14 protein-coding genes are annotated in these 14805 nt (G+C 64.7%); 3 read left to right on the forward strand and 11 right to left on the reverse strand.

The annotated features are described in order from the left end of the window. Positions 1–2: 2 nt before the first annotated feature. Together RZS28_RS10870 and RZS28_RS10875 are read right to left on the reverse strand one after the other, a co-directional pair. Positions 3–4130, reverse strand: coding sequence for an ATP-binding protein (locus RZS28_RS10870; protein WP_407337780.1), 4128 nt, complete (start codon positions 4128–4130; stop codon positions 3–5). A 322-nt stretch (positions 4131–4452) separates the two neighbouring features. Then, entirely contained in the window at positions 4453–6213 is a 1761-nt protein-coding gene (locus RZS28_RS10875; protein ID WP_407337781.1) for a relaxase/mobilization nuclease domain-containing protein, read from the reverse strand. Positions 6214–6474: 261 nt separating this feature from the next. Here RZS28_RS10875 and tnpA point away from each other — a divergent pair, with 261 nt between their 5' ends. The 3 genes from tnpA (at position 6475) to tnpC (ending at position 9314) form a co-directional block, all read left to right on the forward strand. Beyond that, positions 6475–7362 (forward strand): IS66 family insertion sequence element accessory protein TnpA, encoded by an 888-nt coding sequence (gene tnpA / locus RZS28_RS10880; RefSeq protein ID WP_407337782.1) that lies wholly within the window; start codon positions 6475–6477, stop codon positions 7360–7362. Beyond that, positions 7359–7712 carry an IS66 family insertion sequence element accessory protein TnpB gene (gene tnpB / locus RZS28_RS10885; RefSeq protein WP_407337783.1) on the forward strand — a complete coding sequence of 118 codons (354 nt, stop codon included), beginning with the start codon at positions 7359–7361 and terminating at the stop codon, positions 7710–7712. The genes tnpA and tnpB overlap by 4 nt, the downstream gene beginning before the upstream one ends. A gap of 72 nt (positions 7713–7784) precedes the next feature. Then, positions 7785–9314 carry an IS66 family transposase gene (gene tnpC, locus RZS28_RS10890; RefSeq protein ID WP_407337784.1) on the forward strand — a complete coding sequence of 510 codons (1530 nt, stop codon included), beginning with the start codon at positions 7785–7787 and terminating at the stop codon, positions 9312–9314. Positions 9315–9421: 107 nt separating this feature from the next. Here tnpC and RZS28_RS10895 read toward each other — a convergent pair whose 3' ends face one another. The 9 genes from RZS28_RS10895 to RZS28_RS10935 all read right to left on the reverse strand — a co-directional run bounded on the left by RZS28_RS10895 (position 9422) and on the right by RZS28_RS10935 (position 14524). Further along, entirely contained in the window at positions 9422–10051 is a 630-nt protein-coding gene (locus RZS28_RS10895) for a lytic transglycosylase domain-containing protein (protein ID WP_407337785.1), read from the reverse strand. Positions 10052–10369: 318 nt separating this feature from the next. Continuing rightward, positions 10370–10708, reverse strand: a complete 339-nt coding sequence (locus RZS28_RS10900; RefSeq protein WP_407337786.1) for a DUF736 domain-containing protein — start codon at positions 10706–10708, stop codon at positions 10370–10372. Positions 10709–10743: 35 nt separating this feature from the next. Beyond that, entirely contained in the window at positions 10744–11289 is a 546-nt protein-coding gene (locus tag RZS28_RS10905) for a S26 family signal peptidase (RefSeq protein ID WP_407337787.1), read from the reverse strand. After that, on the reverse strand, positions 11286–11807 hold the full coding sequence (locus tag RZS28_RS10910; RefSeq protein ID WP_407337788.1) for a DUF2840 domain-containing protein: 522 nt from the start codon (positions 11805–11807) through the stop codon (positions 11286–11288). The genes RZS28_RS10905 and RZS28_RS10910 overlap by 4 nt, the downstream gene beginning before the upstream one ends. Then, complete coding sequence (locus tag RZS28_RS10915; protein ID WP_407337789.1) at positions 11804–12058, reverse strand: hypothetical protein; 255 nt, start codon at positions 12056–12058, stop codon at positions 11804–11806. The genes RZS28_RS10910 and RZS28_RS10915 overlap by 4 nt, the downstream gene beginning before the upstream one ends. Then, positions 12055–12693, reverse strand: coding sequence for a ParA family partition ATPase (parA, locus tag RZS28_RS10920; protein ID WP_407337790.1), 639 nt, complete (start codon positions 12691–12693; stop codon positions 12055–12057). Before parA ends, RZS28_RS10915 begins: the two co-directional genes overlap by 4 nt. Next, entirely contained in the window at positions 12690–13868 is a 1179-nt protein-coding gene (locus tag RZS28_RS10925; RefSeq protein ID WP_407337791.1) for a replication initiator protein A, read from the reverse strand. The genes parA and RZS28_RS10925 overlap by 4 nt, the downstream gene beginning before the upstream one ends. A gap of 21 nt (positions 13869–13889) precedes the next feature. Continuing rightward, positions 13890–14174 carry a helix-turn-helix transcriptional regulator gene (locus tag RZS28_RS10930; protein ID WP_407337792.1) on the reverse strand — a complete coding sequence of 95 codons (285 nt, stop codon included), beginning with the start codon at positions 14172–14174 and terminating at the stop codon, positions 13890–13892. Between the two features lie 152 nt (positions 14175–14326). After that, on the reverse strand, positions 14327–14524 hold the full coding sequence (locus RZS28_RS10935; RefSeq protein WP_407337793.1) for a DUF2285 domain-containing protein: 198 nt from the start codon (positions 14522–14524) through the stop codon (positions 14327–14329). Positions 14525–14805 lie beyond the last annotated feature (281 nt).

Raw genomic sequence — 14805 nt, forward strand, 5'->3', positions numbered from 1 at the left:
CGTCAGTCGACGGCGAAGCGTCGTCGGACCCGTTCAATCAGTCCGGGTTTCAGCTCCGCCATGAACACACCGAACAACCGACGAAAGTCCGCCTCGCTGTTGAGCGCCGGGTAGCCAAGTTCGGCGAGCGTGCGGCCATATCCCTGAAAATCGAATCCCATCCGGCGACGGATCAGGGCCTGATCATCGGTGTCATCGATTGCGGTCAAAGCATGGTCCGCGATTTTGGGGCCGAACTCCTGGGAGAGCCAGCTTCGAAGCTTGAGCGCCTGACCAAGCCGGTCATGCAACTCGGCGAGGCTATCCGCCAGCGCCCGGTCGCGGAGAAAGGCGACGATCGGAAGCAGAGCACCAACGCGGCGCTCGATGCCGCCGCGCGTCGCCGCGAAATGGTCTCGCACCACGCCGATATCGCGGTGGATGGCGCGCGCGAGCATGTCCTCGCTTGGGGCGAGCGACGCATCGGAATAGCCATCGCGTCGGAGGCGTCCTAGCATCGGCTCCAGCGTATTGCGCCGGGCGCCGATCAGTTTGGTGATCGCTGGCGCTGCCTCGAGGAGCATATCAACATCGAGTGGTTCGCTGCCCGTGACGAGGAGGGTCGGCAAGCGCGCATGTGGCGCCGCCTGCACTCGGTCATTCCCATGAGCGGTGATCTCTTGGTCGTCGATCAGAAGCGCGAAGCGGGCGCACCGGCGGAGCTTGATCTGCCGGATGCGGCGATCGAGCTCGTCGGTCGGAAGATTGCGCAGCTCAAGCGCATCGCCGAGATACTCATGGGCGAGGATAGCGACGTCGCTGAGCCAGGAGAGATGACCGGCGACGAGATTGAGGTCGGCCAGGTCCGGCTCGAACCTCGTGCCATCGACCTGGAGCTGGACGTCTCCGGAATCGGCGAGCCGTGGCGTGAAACCCCCGGTTGCGGCGAGAAGCGCGTGGACGATCGTCCCGTCGATCTCGCCGATGTCGAGGACTGCTTCACCACGGTCGGCCAACGCTCGTGCTGCAAACCCCTGACGCTCGGTAGTGATATGCACCACGGGAGGCGTCCAGGCGTTGGCGGCAAGGACCTCAAGGCCACCGGCGCGTTCAACAACGAGCTCCAATCCCTTGGGAAGCTCCAGCCGGTGCTCGGCCACGTCATTCCATGCGCGCCTGAGCTGCTCGCGCAGATCACGACGTTCGGCCGCGGACATATCCGCAAGAGCGGCGCCAAGCGAGGCGAGCCGGGCGGGAGCGGATGCGGGAGCTGCCCAGTCCCGCAACGCAATCCGCTCTTCGAACAGGATGGGTGGCAGGGTAGCGCGGCTGCCTGGTTCAGCCCAGAAGCGCGGCACGAACCGCGGCGGTATCTGGCGCCCGACCGTCGTCGACCAGCTGCTCCGCGGCACCTCGAACAGCGTTTCGTCGCGTCGCAGGCTGGCCGGCCATGGAGCCTCACGCAGGAACACTTGCAGCGGCGTCGGCAGATCGACTTTCTGAAAACCGCGCCAATGCTCGATCGAGAAGGTGAAATGCGCATCACCGTGTTCACGCAGATAGCTGACGATCAGTTCGGAGAGCGCTTCCTTCGCGGACACCGGCAGTGCGGCATGCTCAATCTGGCCGGGCAAGCGCCATACCTCACCGGTAAGATTATAGTCGGTCTGCGGATAGGAGAGCGACACCTTGCGCCCATGGACGGCCCAGTTTGCATCGAGACCTTCTTTTGCCTGCCCGGAGAAGAGGAAGCTGTTCCAGTGGTTGGACGGCGTACCCTTGCGACGGACGGCGCCTGCGATCGGGTACAGGCCGTCCCGAACGCCTATCACCCCAAGGAACCGCAACCAATCCTCGCGCCGATCATCGGAGGCGGCGCGAGGCCAATCGGCGAAGCTGATGAGCAGGCGGCCCTTCTGATCGTTGGCATCCAGGGACACGGGTGCCGCCTCATGGAGAAACAACTCGAGCGTTCGCCCGGGCTGGCTCCAGGACGCGGAGAATGACGACTGCGACGCCGCCGTCCAGCCAGCCAGGCACGGCACGAACAATGCAGCGGCGCGAAGTGAGTCCTCCACTGCCTTGCCGCCGGTATTACGCCAGACCTTGTAGGCCCAGATTAGCGCCTCGCGGCGCTGCGTCTCGGTGGCTGTATCACCCAGCGCCCCCTTTAGACTGTTGAGCGCCTCGAGCGGATCGTATCGGCGAAGGAGCCCTGCCTTTTCGAGCGCGCGCAGGCTCGTTTCCGAGATTTCGACCGTTGCACTGACAAAGCGAAACTTGCGGGACAGCGAGGATGGAGGACTCGGCGGCCCCTCGTTGCGTTTCCCCCGCTCTCTTCCGATCCGGTGGAAGACGGGTGGAGCGCCCTCGAGGCCCTTGGCCGTCGCCATGAGAAGCTTGTCGTCGGGATCGAGGAATAGCTTCTTTCCCTCCAACGACGAGAGCCGCAGCTTCGTCGCGGCATAGAGGGTGACGACGTCGTCGTAGAAGTCACGCCAGCGTCGGGGAGTTTGACGTCTGCTCGCAATTTGTTCAGTGATCGCCTCGACCCAGCGGCAAAGCGTGTCCTCGGTCGGCGAGAGCGGCAGGTGTACCGCAGCTGCAAGCGCACGAAGACGCGTCAGGCGCCCTTCGCCAATCGAGGCCGGCACGATCGCCGCCTCGGCGACCGCAGCGAGCTTGCTCGGGGTTAGCTGATGAGTGCGGACATCCGGCCAAGCATAAAGATGGCTGAAGCTCTCCCACTTCGTCGGTCCGCCCGATACCACCGGCCAGATCTCTGCTTTGGCCAGCTGCCGATTGAGCGCGGCAAAAGCCTCGACAATCTTCGGCATATGCGGACCGGACCAAGCGGCGAGGTCGATGACCGAATTCTCCGGCAACGCCATCTCGCCATCGACGATCGCGAGCGCTGACTGCGCAGCGGTTCGGGCCGCCGCCTCGAGCAAATACTTGTTCAGGGGAAGGTCGGGCTTGATCGACCGCCGATCGATATCTGCGAAGAACGGTGCGTCGATATGGCCCGCCATCGGCGAGACCGCACGATCGTCCATCGGCAAGAAGTTGAATAGCCTCGGCGCCGCGAGCATCGGCGCATTGAGCGGCACGGCGACCGACACGACCGCGTCACCCTTCCAGGCCAGCCAGCGCTTCAATGGGGGAGCTGCCGTAACACTCGCCCGAACCGCGTCGAGTACCGCAGTCTTCGGCAGCACCCGCCGAACGACCAGATAATCGGCCTGTCCATCCAGGACGATCCGCTCCATCCGCATGCCGGCAGGGAGCTCCGAGGCGATCGCCGTGACTCTTCGGGTCAGGCGCTTGCGGTCGGTGGGCTCGCCCGTCGTGCTCACCGCTACGTCAAGCGCGGATAAACGATCCAAGAAGAGCAGCACCGGCGCTGGCGATTCCAGGACGGCGCTCACCTGCTTGCGGGCAAGATCAATGGCCGCCACAGAGGCGAGAGGCAGTGCTACGACCGTCGCATAGCCTTCCTCCGATAGCCGACAAATCTCATCAGACTGATGATCGACGGTAATCGGGATGAGGTAGCGCGGAATGTTCGCGGCGACCCTTACCGCGACCGGATCGGAGGCGCCGAGCAGCTTTAGCTCGGCGGTAATCTCGTCGATCGTGGCGAACCGGAAGCAATAGCCTTCGAATCGCGGCGTGTGTCGGGTTCGACCCGCCGAGTAGATTTGGACATCGTCGGTTAGCGCCTCGACACTGCGGAAGCCCAAGCCCTTGTTGCCGATTCCCTCACCAATCTCCTTGTCGCTCGTCCCGATATTGCGGATCGCCTCGAGATTGGATTCAGTGAACGCACGGCCCTTGTTCGCGACTAGGAGCATTCCCCGGTCCGGACCGTCGATGATCAGCCTTACCGCAATCTCACCTGCTTCATCTGCTTCATCTGCATCATGAGCGTCGTGAGCGTTCTGAAGAAGCTCGAAGAGAACTCGATCGCCATATTGGGTGCCGATGACGTCGTTGAGGCTTTTGAGGCTTTCGTAGATCCGAAGCCGACGCCGGTTCGCATCTAGCGCATGCTCAAGCTGCGACCGGGTAATGTCGCCGATAGCATCGGCCGCCGACGGAAAGACGAGCGTGGAATCTATCGTGTTCTCAGGAGCGTTTTCGTCGGCCATAGCCTAACGTCCAATGCCGCCTGGCCGCCGTCAAGCAAAGTGCGAGGGTAAAATCGGCTAGGCGGAAACAACGGTTCGGCCGAAGGCCGCTGTATGAATGTCCGGTTCCGGGAAGGGAACGGCGAGTGCTGAACGGTGAAGATGGGTCGACGCCTGTCTGAGACGTCGTGTGCCGGCGAAGGGCAGCTATCTCACTTTGCCTCCCAGAACCCGCCGGACCGGAGGCGGCCAGGCCACGCCATAGACGGAATGGCCGCTTTCCAAATTGCCGGCCCGGGAGCGGACTGGCAGAAAACCACCCAACTGCGCCATTCAGGGGCATTTAGAACTCGAGCCCACGCTTCCGTCCGAAGCTCCATTCAATGCCGCCGCCGCCCTTCGCGACGCCAGCGACATGGCGGCCGAGCTGCTTCTCCAGCGACGGCGACCAGGGGACGAGCTGGAAGCCGAGCCCATTATCAATCATGGCGAACCGGCCAGAGGAAAGCGTCAGACGCTGGCGATACGCGCCCGAGACATGCTCACCGACGTCCGCCTGGACATGGGGCAATCCCGTCTCGGCTGAGAGCTTCGCCCCGACCGCATCCAGCTCGCGCCGTCGCAGCGCATCAAGGAGATCGCGCTGAAGGATGACGCGCTGGCCCTGCCGGCGGGCGAGGCCTTCTTTGGCGAGGTATTCGGCCCGAGCCGCCATCACGTCGCGGACCTCGCGTCCGAAGCCACCCATGGAGAGCGGCATCGGCTGACGCTCGACTAGCCGATGATCGAGCCAGGTGGCGCCGGGCGCCATGACTTGCCGGGCAAGGTTGAAGTCCGAGCGATTGGCCAGCACCAGCGTCGGCTGCCGGTCGTCGGCGCCCCCGAAACGACGCACCTCGACAATGCCGCCGGTCGGCGGGGAATGCTCGAAGGCCTCGACGCCTCGGAAACGGACATGATGGGCGCGGCCATCCGTGCCGTCGATCACGGCATAGGCTTCCCCGGTCAACTCATCATGGAGGCCCTTGTCCACGAGCCGGCCGATGATCGGGGACGCCGCCGCGCCAGTTTCGATGACATAGTCGCCGATGCCGCGGTTCCAACCTTTCTCGGTGAAGGCGCGGTGCATGGTTTTGATGATGTCGCCCCGCATGCCGAGGTCGCGTAGGTTGGGTTCGGCTTCGAGCCCGACCATCCATTCGCCGGGACCTGCCAGCGCGGCGAGCCCCATCTTCTCCAAATGCTGGAGCCGACCGATCATGAGCCGGCGGGTTTCAGGGTCGCTCGAACCCGGATCGTCGGGCCGCAGGTCGATATAGCCGGTCTCGTCGGCGGCCATTCGGATCTCGGCATCGAGCCGCGTCCAGCGCTCGGCGCCGACCTCCGGCTCGAGAGCAGAGCGGATCTCGTGCTCGGGCTTGGGACCAAGTTCGATTGATGCAAGCTCCTCGGCGCGAGAGCGCAGACCTCGGCTGATGTAATCGCGGGAGATGACGAGATCCTCGCCGTTCTGGTCGACGCCGCGCACCAGCAGATGAACATGGGGATTGTCGGTGTTCCAGTGATCGACGGCGACCCAGTCGAGCTTAGTCCCAAGGTCGGCTTCCATCTGCCGGGCAAGGTCCCGGGTGAAGGCGCGGAGGTCGGTCATCTCGGCGGCGTCTTCGGGCGAGACGATGAAGCGGAAGTGGTGCCGATCGTCCTTCGAGCGGTCGGCGAATGCGGCGTCATCGGCTCGGTCGGCCTCGGCATCGAACATGCGCGCCTTTTCTCCATCCCGGGTCACGCCCTCGCGCTTCAGATAGGACAAATGCGCCGACATTGGCGCGGAGCGGAAAGCGCGGCCATGATGGCGCGCGATCCGCGCCTTCACCACGACGCGGCGGCTGGTCGAGAACAGCCGGTTACGGCTGAAGGCGATCCGGCCGCGGCCGAATGTCGAGCGACCTAGGCCAGTGCGCTTGCCAGCGCCGGTCTGGGAGGCCTGATGGCCGGCCTTCTTTGCGGCGCGCACCACCTGATTGATGAAGCTCTTCGGCTTACCAGCGCGAGCGCCGCGGATGCGCCCAGGCCGGACCCGAAAATCCTCGCCGCTGTCGCTCATTGGCCGGAGCCTGACGGCGGGAGATAGGGAGCAGTGCCGAAAGTTTCATTGAAATTATTGGCCTTCCGCCTTGGAGCGGCACGCGACCCGACCGCCCGGCACGGAGAAAGACAAGTCCAGTCAAGGGCTTGGATGGCGACAGGAGAGCCGCTTTTATCTCGCGGTCTGTCGGTCGCGTTGTAAGCGTCCGGTTCTCGCACATCGAATTGGGGGTGCGTTGGCGGTCCATTTCGGGTTCCTTCGTGCATTGGAGGATCTCCGGTGGCGTCGAAACATTTTGAGAACGCGGCTCGGCAGGCATGGTGGTCGGTTCACATCGAGGCGTGGCGGCGGAGTGGTCTCGACCGGACCCAATATTGCCGCCAGCATCGCCTGACGAAGGCGACGTTCGATCGCTGGCTGCGGTATCTGGAAGGCGAGGAAGCCGCGCGTAAAGCGAGGGAACTCCTGCAGGAGCAGCGTCGTCAGCGCCGCCGTCGAGGCGCCTCTCCGCTGTGCACGTCGAAGCGGTCGACCGCCGTTCAGGCGTTCTGGGCGATGCACGTCGAAGCCATGACGTGGAGCGGATCGACCGCCGCCCATTACGCCGCCGCGCATCGGATCTCGGCCAACAGTCTGCGCCGCTGGCGCGATCTGCTGGAGTCCGGCGAGGTGGAGGTCGACTGGCGCGCCCGTCTTCATCCGAGCGCCCGCCCGCCAATAAGCACTAGTGCTAAGGGTAGTGCTAACGATTGCGCGGCCGAATCCGGCTTGACAGCCGCATCGGACGATGATCCGCGGACTTCAGAGAAGCAAACCCGCCGCAGCTTCAGCGCAGAAGAAAAGCTGGAGATCGTGCTGGAAACCGAACGCGCCGGCGAGACGGTATCGTCGGTCGCACGGCGGCACGGCGTGGTTGCCAGCATGTTGTTCCGGTGGCGCGCCGAACTCGGCTTCGGCAAGAACAAACGCGCGAAGCTGGCGGCCGTGAGACTGGCCGATGGACAGACCGGCACATCTTCTGCGCCACTTGTGCTGCATGATCTGCTGCAGCCGCCCGACGGCATGACGGCTGTCGAACTGGAGGACGGGCGACGGGTCTTCGCGCCTATCGGCAGCGATCCGGAAGCCGTCCGGCAGCATGTTCTCAACCGGGAGGCGGCGCGATGATGATCGTTCCGGCCGGCGTGAAGGTGCATCTGGCGCTGGGCTACACCGACATGAGGAAGGGCATGGACGGCCTCGCGATGCTGGTTCAGGATACGCTGAAGAAGGATCCGTTCAGCGGTCATCTCTTCGCCTTTCGGGGAAAGAGGGCGCAGATCATCAAAATCCTGTTCTGGGACGGGAACGGGCTGTGCCTGTTCACCAAACGGCTCGATCAAGGCGGGTTCGTGTGGCCCCGGATGGCCGGGATCGAAGGCTCCATCACGCTCAGTCCGGCGCAGCTCGCCATGCTGATCGAGGGCATCGACTGGCGCGTGCCTGAGCGCGTCTGGAGACCGGCGATCGCCGGCTGAAAAAGCGCTAAAACCCACGCAGTTCAAGGCACTATTGCTTGGGAAACAAGGCGCCTTGAAGTAGAATCGGGCATGCGGCTCGATCTCGAAAACCTGCCCTCCGACGTGGACCTCCTGCACCGGCTCGTGCGCGAGATGGCGAGCGTCGTCGAGAGCCGCGACGGCGAGATCGAACGTCTTCAATCCATCATCAAGAAGCTCCAGCGGGCGCAGTTCGGCCGTCGCTCCGAACGCCTCGATCCCGATCAGCTGGCGCTCGCGCTGGAAGACCTCGACAGCGATATCGCCCGCATTCAGGAGAGCTGTCCGGGCGTCGAGAAGCAGCCATCCGAGCGGCCATCCCATCGCAAGCCGCTGCCCGATCATCTGCCGCGCGAGGACGTTCTGCTCGACATCGACGACGCGGTTTGCGCGTGCTGCGGCGGCGCGCTCCATGCGATGGGCGAGAGCGTCAGCGAGATGCTCGACTGGGTTCCGGCGCAGCTCCGCGTGATCCGCATCACCCGCCCGAAATATGCTTGCCGTGTCTGCGAAACGGTGGCGCAGGCGCCTGCGCCAGAGCGACTGATCGCAGGCGGCCTGGCGACGCCGGCGCTGCTCACGCAGGTTCTGGTCAGCAAATATTGCGATCACACGCCGCTCTATCGGCAATCGCAGATCTTCAGCCGGCATGGCGTCGATCTTGCGCGCTCGACGCTCGCCGGATGGGTCGGCGGCGCCTGCTGGTGGCTGGAGGCCTTGCACGAGCGGCTGTGCAAGAATGTGTTCGCTTCCGACCATCTCTTTGCCGACGACACGCCAGTCCCGGTGCTCGATCCCGGCCGCGGACGCACCAAGACCGGACGACTTTGGGTCTATGCTCGTGAGCAGCGGCCGTGGGGTGGGCCTGAGCCGCCTGCGGCGATTTATTTGTTCGCGCCGGACCGCAAGGCTGAACGTCCGGCGTCGCATCTCGAGAGATTCAAGGGCGTGCTGCATGTCGACGGCTATGCCGGCTTCGAGCGACTGGCCGCCAACGGCGACATCGTGCTCGCCGCCTGCTGGGCGCATACGCGGCGCAAATTCTACGAGGTCGCGGAGGCCACCGGATCGCCCATGGCGGCCGAGGCTTTGCGCCGGATCGGCGAAATCTATGCCGTTGAAGCGGAGGCGCGAGGCCAGTCGCCGCCGCATCGGCTCGCAGCCCGAAGGGGCAGATCGAAGCCCGCCGTCGAGGCATTGCGTGTCTGGCTCGAAGCGCAGCTTCCGCGCATACCTGGACGCAGCTCCCTCGCAGAGGCGATCCGCTACGCACTCTCGCGCTGGGATGGACTGACGCGATTCCTGCACGACGGCCGCATCGAACTCGATACCAATCCGGTCGAACGTGCGATCCGTCCCGTGGCGCTCGGCCGCAAGAATCATTTGTTCGCCGGCAGCGATGGCGGCGGCGACCGCTGGGCGATCGTCTGCTCGCTGATCGAAACCGCCAAGCTCAATAGCGTCGAACCCTACGCCTACCTCGCCAACGTGCTCCAGCGCATGGTCAACGGACATCCCATCAACCGGCTCGACGAACTGCTGCCGTGGGCCTGGAAAGCCGGAAATCCTGTCAAGACCTGACGTCACGTGCAAACTCCGGACGCATACGGTCGCGTGTCCCTGCTCTCTCCCTCCCGCCGCCAAATCTGCGAAGAAGTCCGAGAAAACCCGAAGGGATGCGCAGGCGCTCATTGTACAGGCTCCCGAGCCGAAACTAGCACGAAGAGCCCGTCTGAAAGCGGCGCGAGGGCGGACACATCCACGACGCGACGGCCGTTCGAGGGACGGTTCGGCCGCAACGGAAGCAGTGCCTGATCGACAGTCTGAATGCCTTGATCCAGGCCGATAAAGAGCGGCGCTTTGGTCCAGGAGCCCGCGGCGGAAACGACAGGAACGGAGTTGTCGCCCCACCCGTCGTCGATCACAGGCGCGAGCGCGGCGACATAGTCCCGCGTCTCGGCCGGCAGCGGTCGGCCGGTCGCCAGATAGTCCTCGTATCGACCAGGACCGGCGTTATAGGCGGCCAGAAACCCCGGTGACCCGTAGCGATCATGCAGGTCCCGGAGGAACGCCGCGCCAGCCAGGATGTTGTCGTGCGGATCAAAGGGATTGTCGCCCAGACGGAGACGAGCGCGCAAAAGCGTCCAGGTCGACGGCATAATCTGCATCAGGCCCATCGCACCTTTTGGAGAGACGGCGTGAAGATCGTTCTGGCTTTCAGTGCGCATGACCGCGCGTATCCACCGTGCCGGCACGGCGAAACGAAGCGAAGCTTCGGCGACAATGGCGCTAAAGGGATCGGCAATGCGCTCAACCACGATTTGGTCGCTCTCCGCGTATGCCGGCGACGCGAATGGCATTGCGATTGGACCACCAATCATCATGATGGCGACGGCGGCAACGGCTTTTCTTGCGAGGCGAACCTTGCTTTCGATTTGACACGAGCAGGCTCTCTTGTGCGCATCAGCGAAGGGCAAGGTACGAGCGCCGGATTGCGGCCGCATTTGATCAAGGCCGCGCGCAATTGCTGCCACGGCGCCGATCAGGACGAAGAAAATGCCTGCATCCCGATCGGACGAACGGATCGGCGTTGTACGACATGAGAGCGAAGTGAGAGGTAAGCGGGCGCGCATGTGTTACGCTCGCTCTTTGCGTTTTGCCGGGCGGTTCCAGACCAAATGGAAACCCGATTCCTCGACTTCGTCCCGGAACAGGTTGGCGCGGATCGACTGGGTGAACACCGGATCGTGGATCAGCAGCGAGACAAATTCTCCGGCCTTCTCGCCGGCGCGCTTCCAGCCGGCGCCGACCTCGGGACAATCGGCGCTCCCGCCGCGGTGAATCCGGAAGTCCGGCGCGTTCCCGCGATCGCCGGAATCGGCCGGAACGAGGGTGAGTTCGATGTCGAGCGTGAGCGTGCGAAGTCGGCCGGAATAGCCGTCGGCCGTGCGCGTGAAATCTCCGATATGAGCCATTGAGATCTCCCTTCCTTAGCAGCAGTGCAGTGGCGTCAGCGGGCGGCGGCGCGCCAGACGAAATGGCCGTCACCCTCTTCGTCGGTCCAGAGAGCCGCGGCGCGGCCGATGATCGAAGAGGCGGGAAGCGGTCCGAAATACCGGCCGTCCAAACTGTCAGGCACGCCCGGGTTCATCAGAAAAACCTCGCCGAGATGAAGCGTTCGGCATCCTTGCCAGACGGGGAGATCGCCGCCGCGTCGGTCCCGGGCCTGCGCCGCGCCAACCTCAACTTGGTCGACTGTGATCAGCACCCCGTCACGGCAGACGGTTTGTCCCGGCAGCGCCAGAACGCGCTTCATCAGCGGCACGCCGCGCGGCAGATAGCCGCCGTCGGCAAGTAAGCTCGCGACCGGCTCCGGCGGCATGACGGCGACCAGCTCGCTGTCGTGGAGGGCGCCCATCGGCCGCACTGCGTAGAGGCCGATCGGCGCGCTGGCGCTGGCGTTCCAGATGAGCTTGGGCTGCGGATTGACGAAGGCGGCGGCGGTCGCAGCAGAGCCTGACAAACAGGTTGCTATGACCCATCCGAAGCGGATCATGGCTGCGCCCGCCGGCGCAGCAGCCAGGCGTCATGCTGCGCGCGCGTATAGGCCCGCGGCTCATGCCCGACGGTGAGACGGCTGTGCACATGGCGCCAGTGATCGGGCGCAACATCAGCTGGATCGACGTCGAGCGCCTCCACGGCGTCGATCGCTTGCAGCACGCGCTCGACCTTCGGCCAGCCATCGATGCGCAGCAGGATCTCGCCGCCGGGGCGGACAAAGGGCAGAGTCTGATAGGGCTCAGCCGGAGCAACCGCGCGCACGATGTCGATGCGCGAGACGATTGTTCCAAAATCGTTGGAGGCCCAGCGGACGAAAGCGAAGATACTGCCGGCGCAGAAGCTGACGATGCGCCGGCGGCGGTCGAGGATCTTTTCTTCGACGCAATCGCCGAAGCGAACCCAGTGCTCGATCTTCTTCTCGACCCAAGTCAGTTCGACATGAGTGAGACTGTCAGACCGGCTGACTGCGAGCCTCCCGTCACGATGCGCAGTCGGCGGCGCGTGATCGTTCATGATGCGTCTCCAGAGCTTTCAGGAAATTCGCGCGCGAGAAGTTCGCGCAGCATGTCGGCGACGGTGACGCCGCGTCGGAAGGCGGAGACCTTGATGCGGCCACGCAAGTCGAGCGTGACGTCGATGGTCAGACGGGCGGCGAAGACGTCGGCCTTCGCTGGAGCGGATGGCGGCATGTCCGGCGCCTTGATCCAGCTCTCGGCGTCGCCGGGACGGGAGGCGAAGCCGCGTCTCGAATTGCGGCCGGTCATCGGGCGATCCTCCTGACCTCGGCGGCGAGCGCCGCGATTTCGTGCGCCGCCAGACTGGTTTCGTCGCTGTCGGAGACGAGACGGCCAGTGCGCGCCGTATCCGCGAAGGCGACGCGCTGGCCGATCGTGGCGGCGAGGACTGGCGGGTCGCGATCTGCTAGCGCCTCGGCCGTCTCGCGCGCGATGATCGTGCGCGTGTCGCACCGGTTGAGCACGAAGCGGGCGGCGAGCTGCGGCCGAAAGATGCGCGCCTCATTAATCAGCTTTAGCATCTCGCCCGAGGCCCAGCCATCGAATGGCGACGGCTGCACAGGGATCAGGACGAGATCGGCGGCGAGGAGCGCCGAGCGCATCAGACCGGCGACGCGCGGCGGACCGTCTATGACGACGTGATCGGCGTCACGAGCCAGTTCCGGCGCTTCGCGATGCAGCGTGTCGCGGGCAAGGCCGATGACGCCAAAGAGACGTTGCAAACCTTCGCGCGCTCTTTGCTCGGACCAGTCCAAGGCCGAGCCTTGTGGGTCGGCGTCGATCAGGGTGACGCGCTGTCCTTGCCGAGCCCATTCTCCGGCGAGATGGAGCGCCAGAGTCGTCTTGCCGACGCCGCCCTTCTGATTGAGGAGCGCGACGATCACGACGCGTCTCCGGGCTTCAGAGAGAAAGGAAGCTCGGATTTTGTCGACAAATCGGAATGAGAAGCCGAAACGGTGTTACGGAAAGAGGCGCGTTGGGCTCGGTCCTGATCGCATCGCCCTTCCTTCCCGGGATTCGGGTCGAGGTCGTTTTCCCCAGGCGTCGCGACAGCAGCAATAACGTTAGATTCTATGTTAGATTCTAAGTTAGGAGCGCGAATTTCGCTTGTTCGCCTGTGGCTTAAGGACCATTTCGGTTCCTGATAGCACGTGGGTCCGGTTCCTGATAGCACGTGGCCCTTGGTTCCCGATAGCACGTGCCTTTCCACAGGTTGTCCACAGGCGCCTGTGGATAACTTTGTCTGTGTGAACGCCAGCGATTCGCGGCCGCCGATCTCGCGCTCGACGACGAGGAGGTAGCCGGGTAGCGGCTGCCTGCGCGCAATGTCGCGCAGTTCGAAGGCGAACCGCTTGAACGGCGAAAGGCTCGCCGACTTGATGTAGAGATGGCGGAAATCGAACCGCCAGCCGCCCTGTTGACGGCCGGCGTGCTTCCGGACGAGACGATAAAGCCAGCGCTCCATGCCGCCCGTCAGGCTGAAATAGGCAGGGTCGATGGTGAGCACCAGCGCGTCGTCAAGAACGGCGCGGTAGAACCAGTCGGGCACAATCAGTTCGAGCGCGGCAGAATTGCCGTGGCCATCGGCGCGATCGGTCCATTCGTTGATCCAGGAGAAGCGGTGCAGGCGCCGCTCATGGGTCTGGCGCAGCGAGGTCGCCACTGTCGTCGATTGCAATCGATCCAGCGCCGCCTTCAGGCGGTGATAGTCGCGCGCGCCTGTGCCGCGTCCGGTGAAAGTCAGGATTTCGCGCGGCGTCGCCGCCATCAGCCGCGACGTGCGCAGGCCGGCATCACGCGCCTGGACGATTTGCGAGGCGGCCCAGATCAGAACATCGGCGTCCCAGATCGTCGCCATGCCATGCTCGGGGATGGCTTCGACCCGGATAGCGATCTCGCCTGAGCGGAATTCGATCGGCGTCGTGCGATGGGTCTTGGCGAGGCTGAAGAACGGATAGGCCATGAGGTCTTGCGCGTCGCGCGGCGCGAGATCGCCGGGGAGCGCGCGGAACAGTTCGAGCTGCTCACGTTCCGATCTTGTGCGATGTCGCGTCGACATGATGGGAGCCGCCCCGAGCGATCAACGACGCGGCTGGCTGGTATGCAGAAGCGGGATGGAGGGATGGCGTTTGGCGGGAAGCACCCGGCCGACGCCCGGATCGGAGGTCGAGGCCTTAGCGCCGAGTTCGACCCAGGCCTGCAGGTCGTCGAGCCGGTAGACGACGCGGCCGCCGAGCTTCGAATAGCGCGGGCCGGTGCCGTAGGTCCGGTGCTTCTCGAGCGTGCGCCCCGACAGGCCGAGGAAACGCGCGGCTTCGGACGTGCGCAGGTAGCGCGGCGGGAGCTGGGGGATCGCAGCGGACATGAGTGAGCCTCCATGATGCTCTGGAAGGCCGCCGGACAAGGGCGGCTGTTGGCGATCACGGTGGCGGAGAAAGGCCGGCAAGGGGGATGGCGAAGATAAGGGACGCCGAATTCGCCACCCGGCGCGGGAATGGCGATTTTGGGCGCGGCCGGTCAATCTCGTCGGCGCGGCCCGAGGAGTTTGCGGTAGTCCCCGCGCATCATGGCGAAGCCGGTGCGCGCCAGGCGGATGACCGTGTCGCGGAGCGGCCCGGTCTTCCAGGGTTCGGAGGCGATGCGGCTTGGGTAGAAGAGAGCTTCGGCGATGGCCCGATAGCTGGCGCCGGCGAGGCGGCCGTCGAGCGCGCGCAAGGCCGCGACCAAACGATCGAGGCGACGAGCGGGACTTGGCGGGGTTCGAAGCCGGCCCCCGCCGTAAGTCGCCAGAAGCGCAATGCAGCCTCCGCGCGCTGCGGCGCGGTCGCGTCGAGCGAGATGACGGCGGCCAATGGGGCTGCGTTTTCCGGCGGATCGGGCGCCCAGAGCTGGCAGGTCGTCGCGTCGTGTCGGACGATTACATGCGCGCCATCTTCGGCGTCTCGGCGCATGACGCCGTCCGGCAAATCGGCGAGCGAGGTGGATGCCGTCCCACT

The organism is Methylocapsa polymorpha (assembly GCF_045689225.1).
Classification (GTDB): Bacteria; Pseudomonadota; Alphaproteobacteria; order Rhizobiales; family Beijerinckiaceae; genus Methylocapsa; species Methylocapsa polymorpha.

Bases quoted from the DNA above. Each gene is read 5' to 3' on its own strand.
- RZS28_RS10905 (WP_407337787.1), bottom strand. From the start codon at position 11,289: ATGATCCGCTTCGGATGGGTCATAGCAACCTGTTTGTCAGGCTCTGCT.
- tnpB (WP_407337783.1), top strand. From the start codon at position 7,359: ATGATGATCGTTCCGGCCGGCGTGAAGGTGCATCTGGCGCTGGGCTAC.
- RZS28_RS10915 (WP_407337789.1), bottom strand. From the start codon at position 12,058: ATGACCGGCCGCAATTCGAGACGCGGCTTCGCCTCCCGTCCCGGCGAC.
- RZS28_RS10925 (WP_407337791.1), bottom strand. From the start codon at position 13,868: ATGTCGACGCGACATCGCACAAGATCGGAACGTGAGCAGCTCGAACTG.
- RZS28_RS10910 (WP_407337788.1), bottom strand. From the start codon at position 11,807: ATGAACGATCACGCGCCGCCGACTGCGCATCGTGACGGGAGGCTCGCA.
- RZS28_RS10900 (WP_407337786.1), bottom strand. From the start codon at position 10,708: ATGGCTCATATCGGAGATTTCACGCGCACGGCCGACGGCTATTCCGGC.
- RZS28_RS10870 (WP_407337780.1), bottom strand. From the start codon at position 4,130: ATGGCCGACGAAAACGCTCCTGAGAACACGATAGATTCCACGCTCGTC.
- RZS28_RS10875 (WP_407337781.1), bottom strand. From the start codon at position 6,213: ATGAGCGACAGCGGCGAGGATTTTCGGGTCCGGCCTGGGCGCATCCGC.
- tnpC (WP_407337784.1), top strand. From the start codon at position 7,785: ATGCGGCTCGATCTCGAAAACCTGCCCTCCGACGTGGACCTCCTGCAC.
- RZS28_RS10930 (WP_407337792.1), bottom strand. From the start codon at position 14,174: ATGTCCGCTGCGATCCCCCAGCTCCCGCCGCGCTACCTGCGCACGTCC.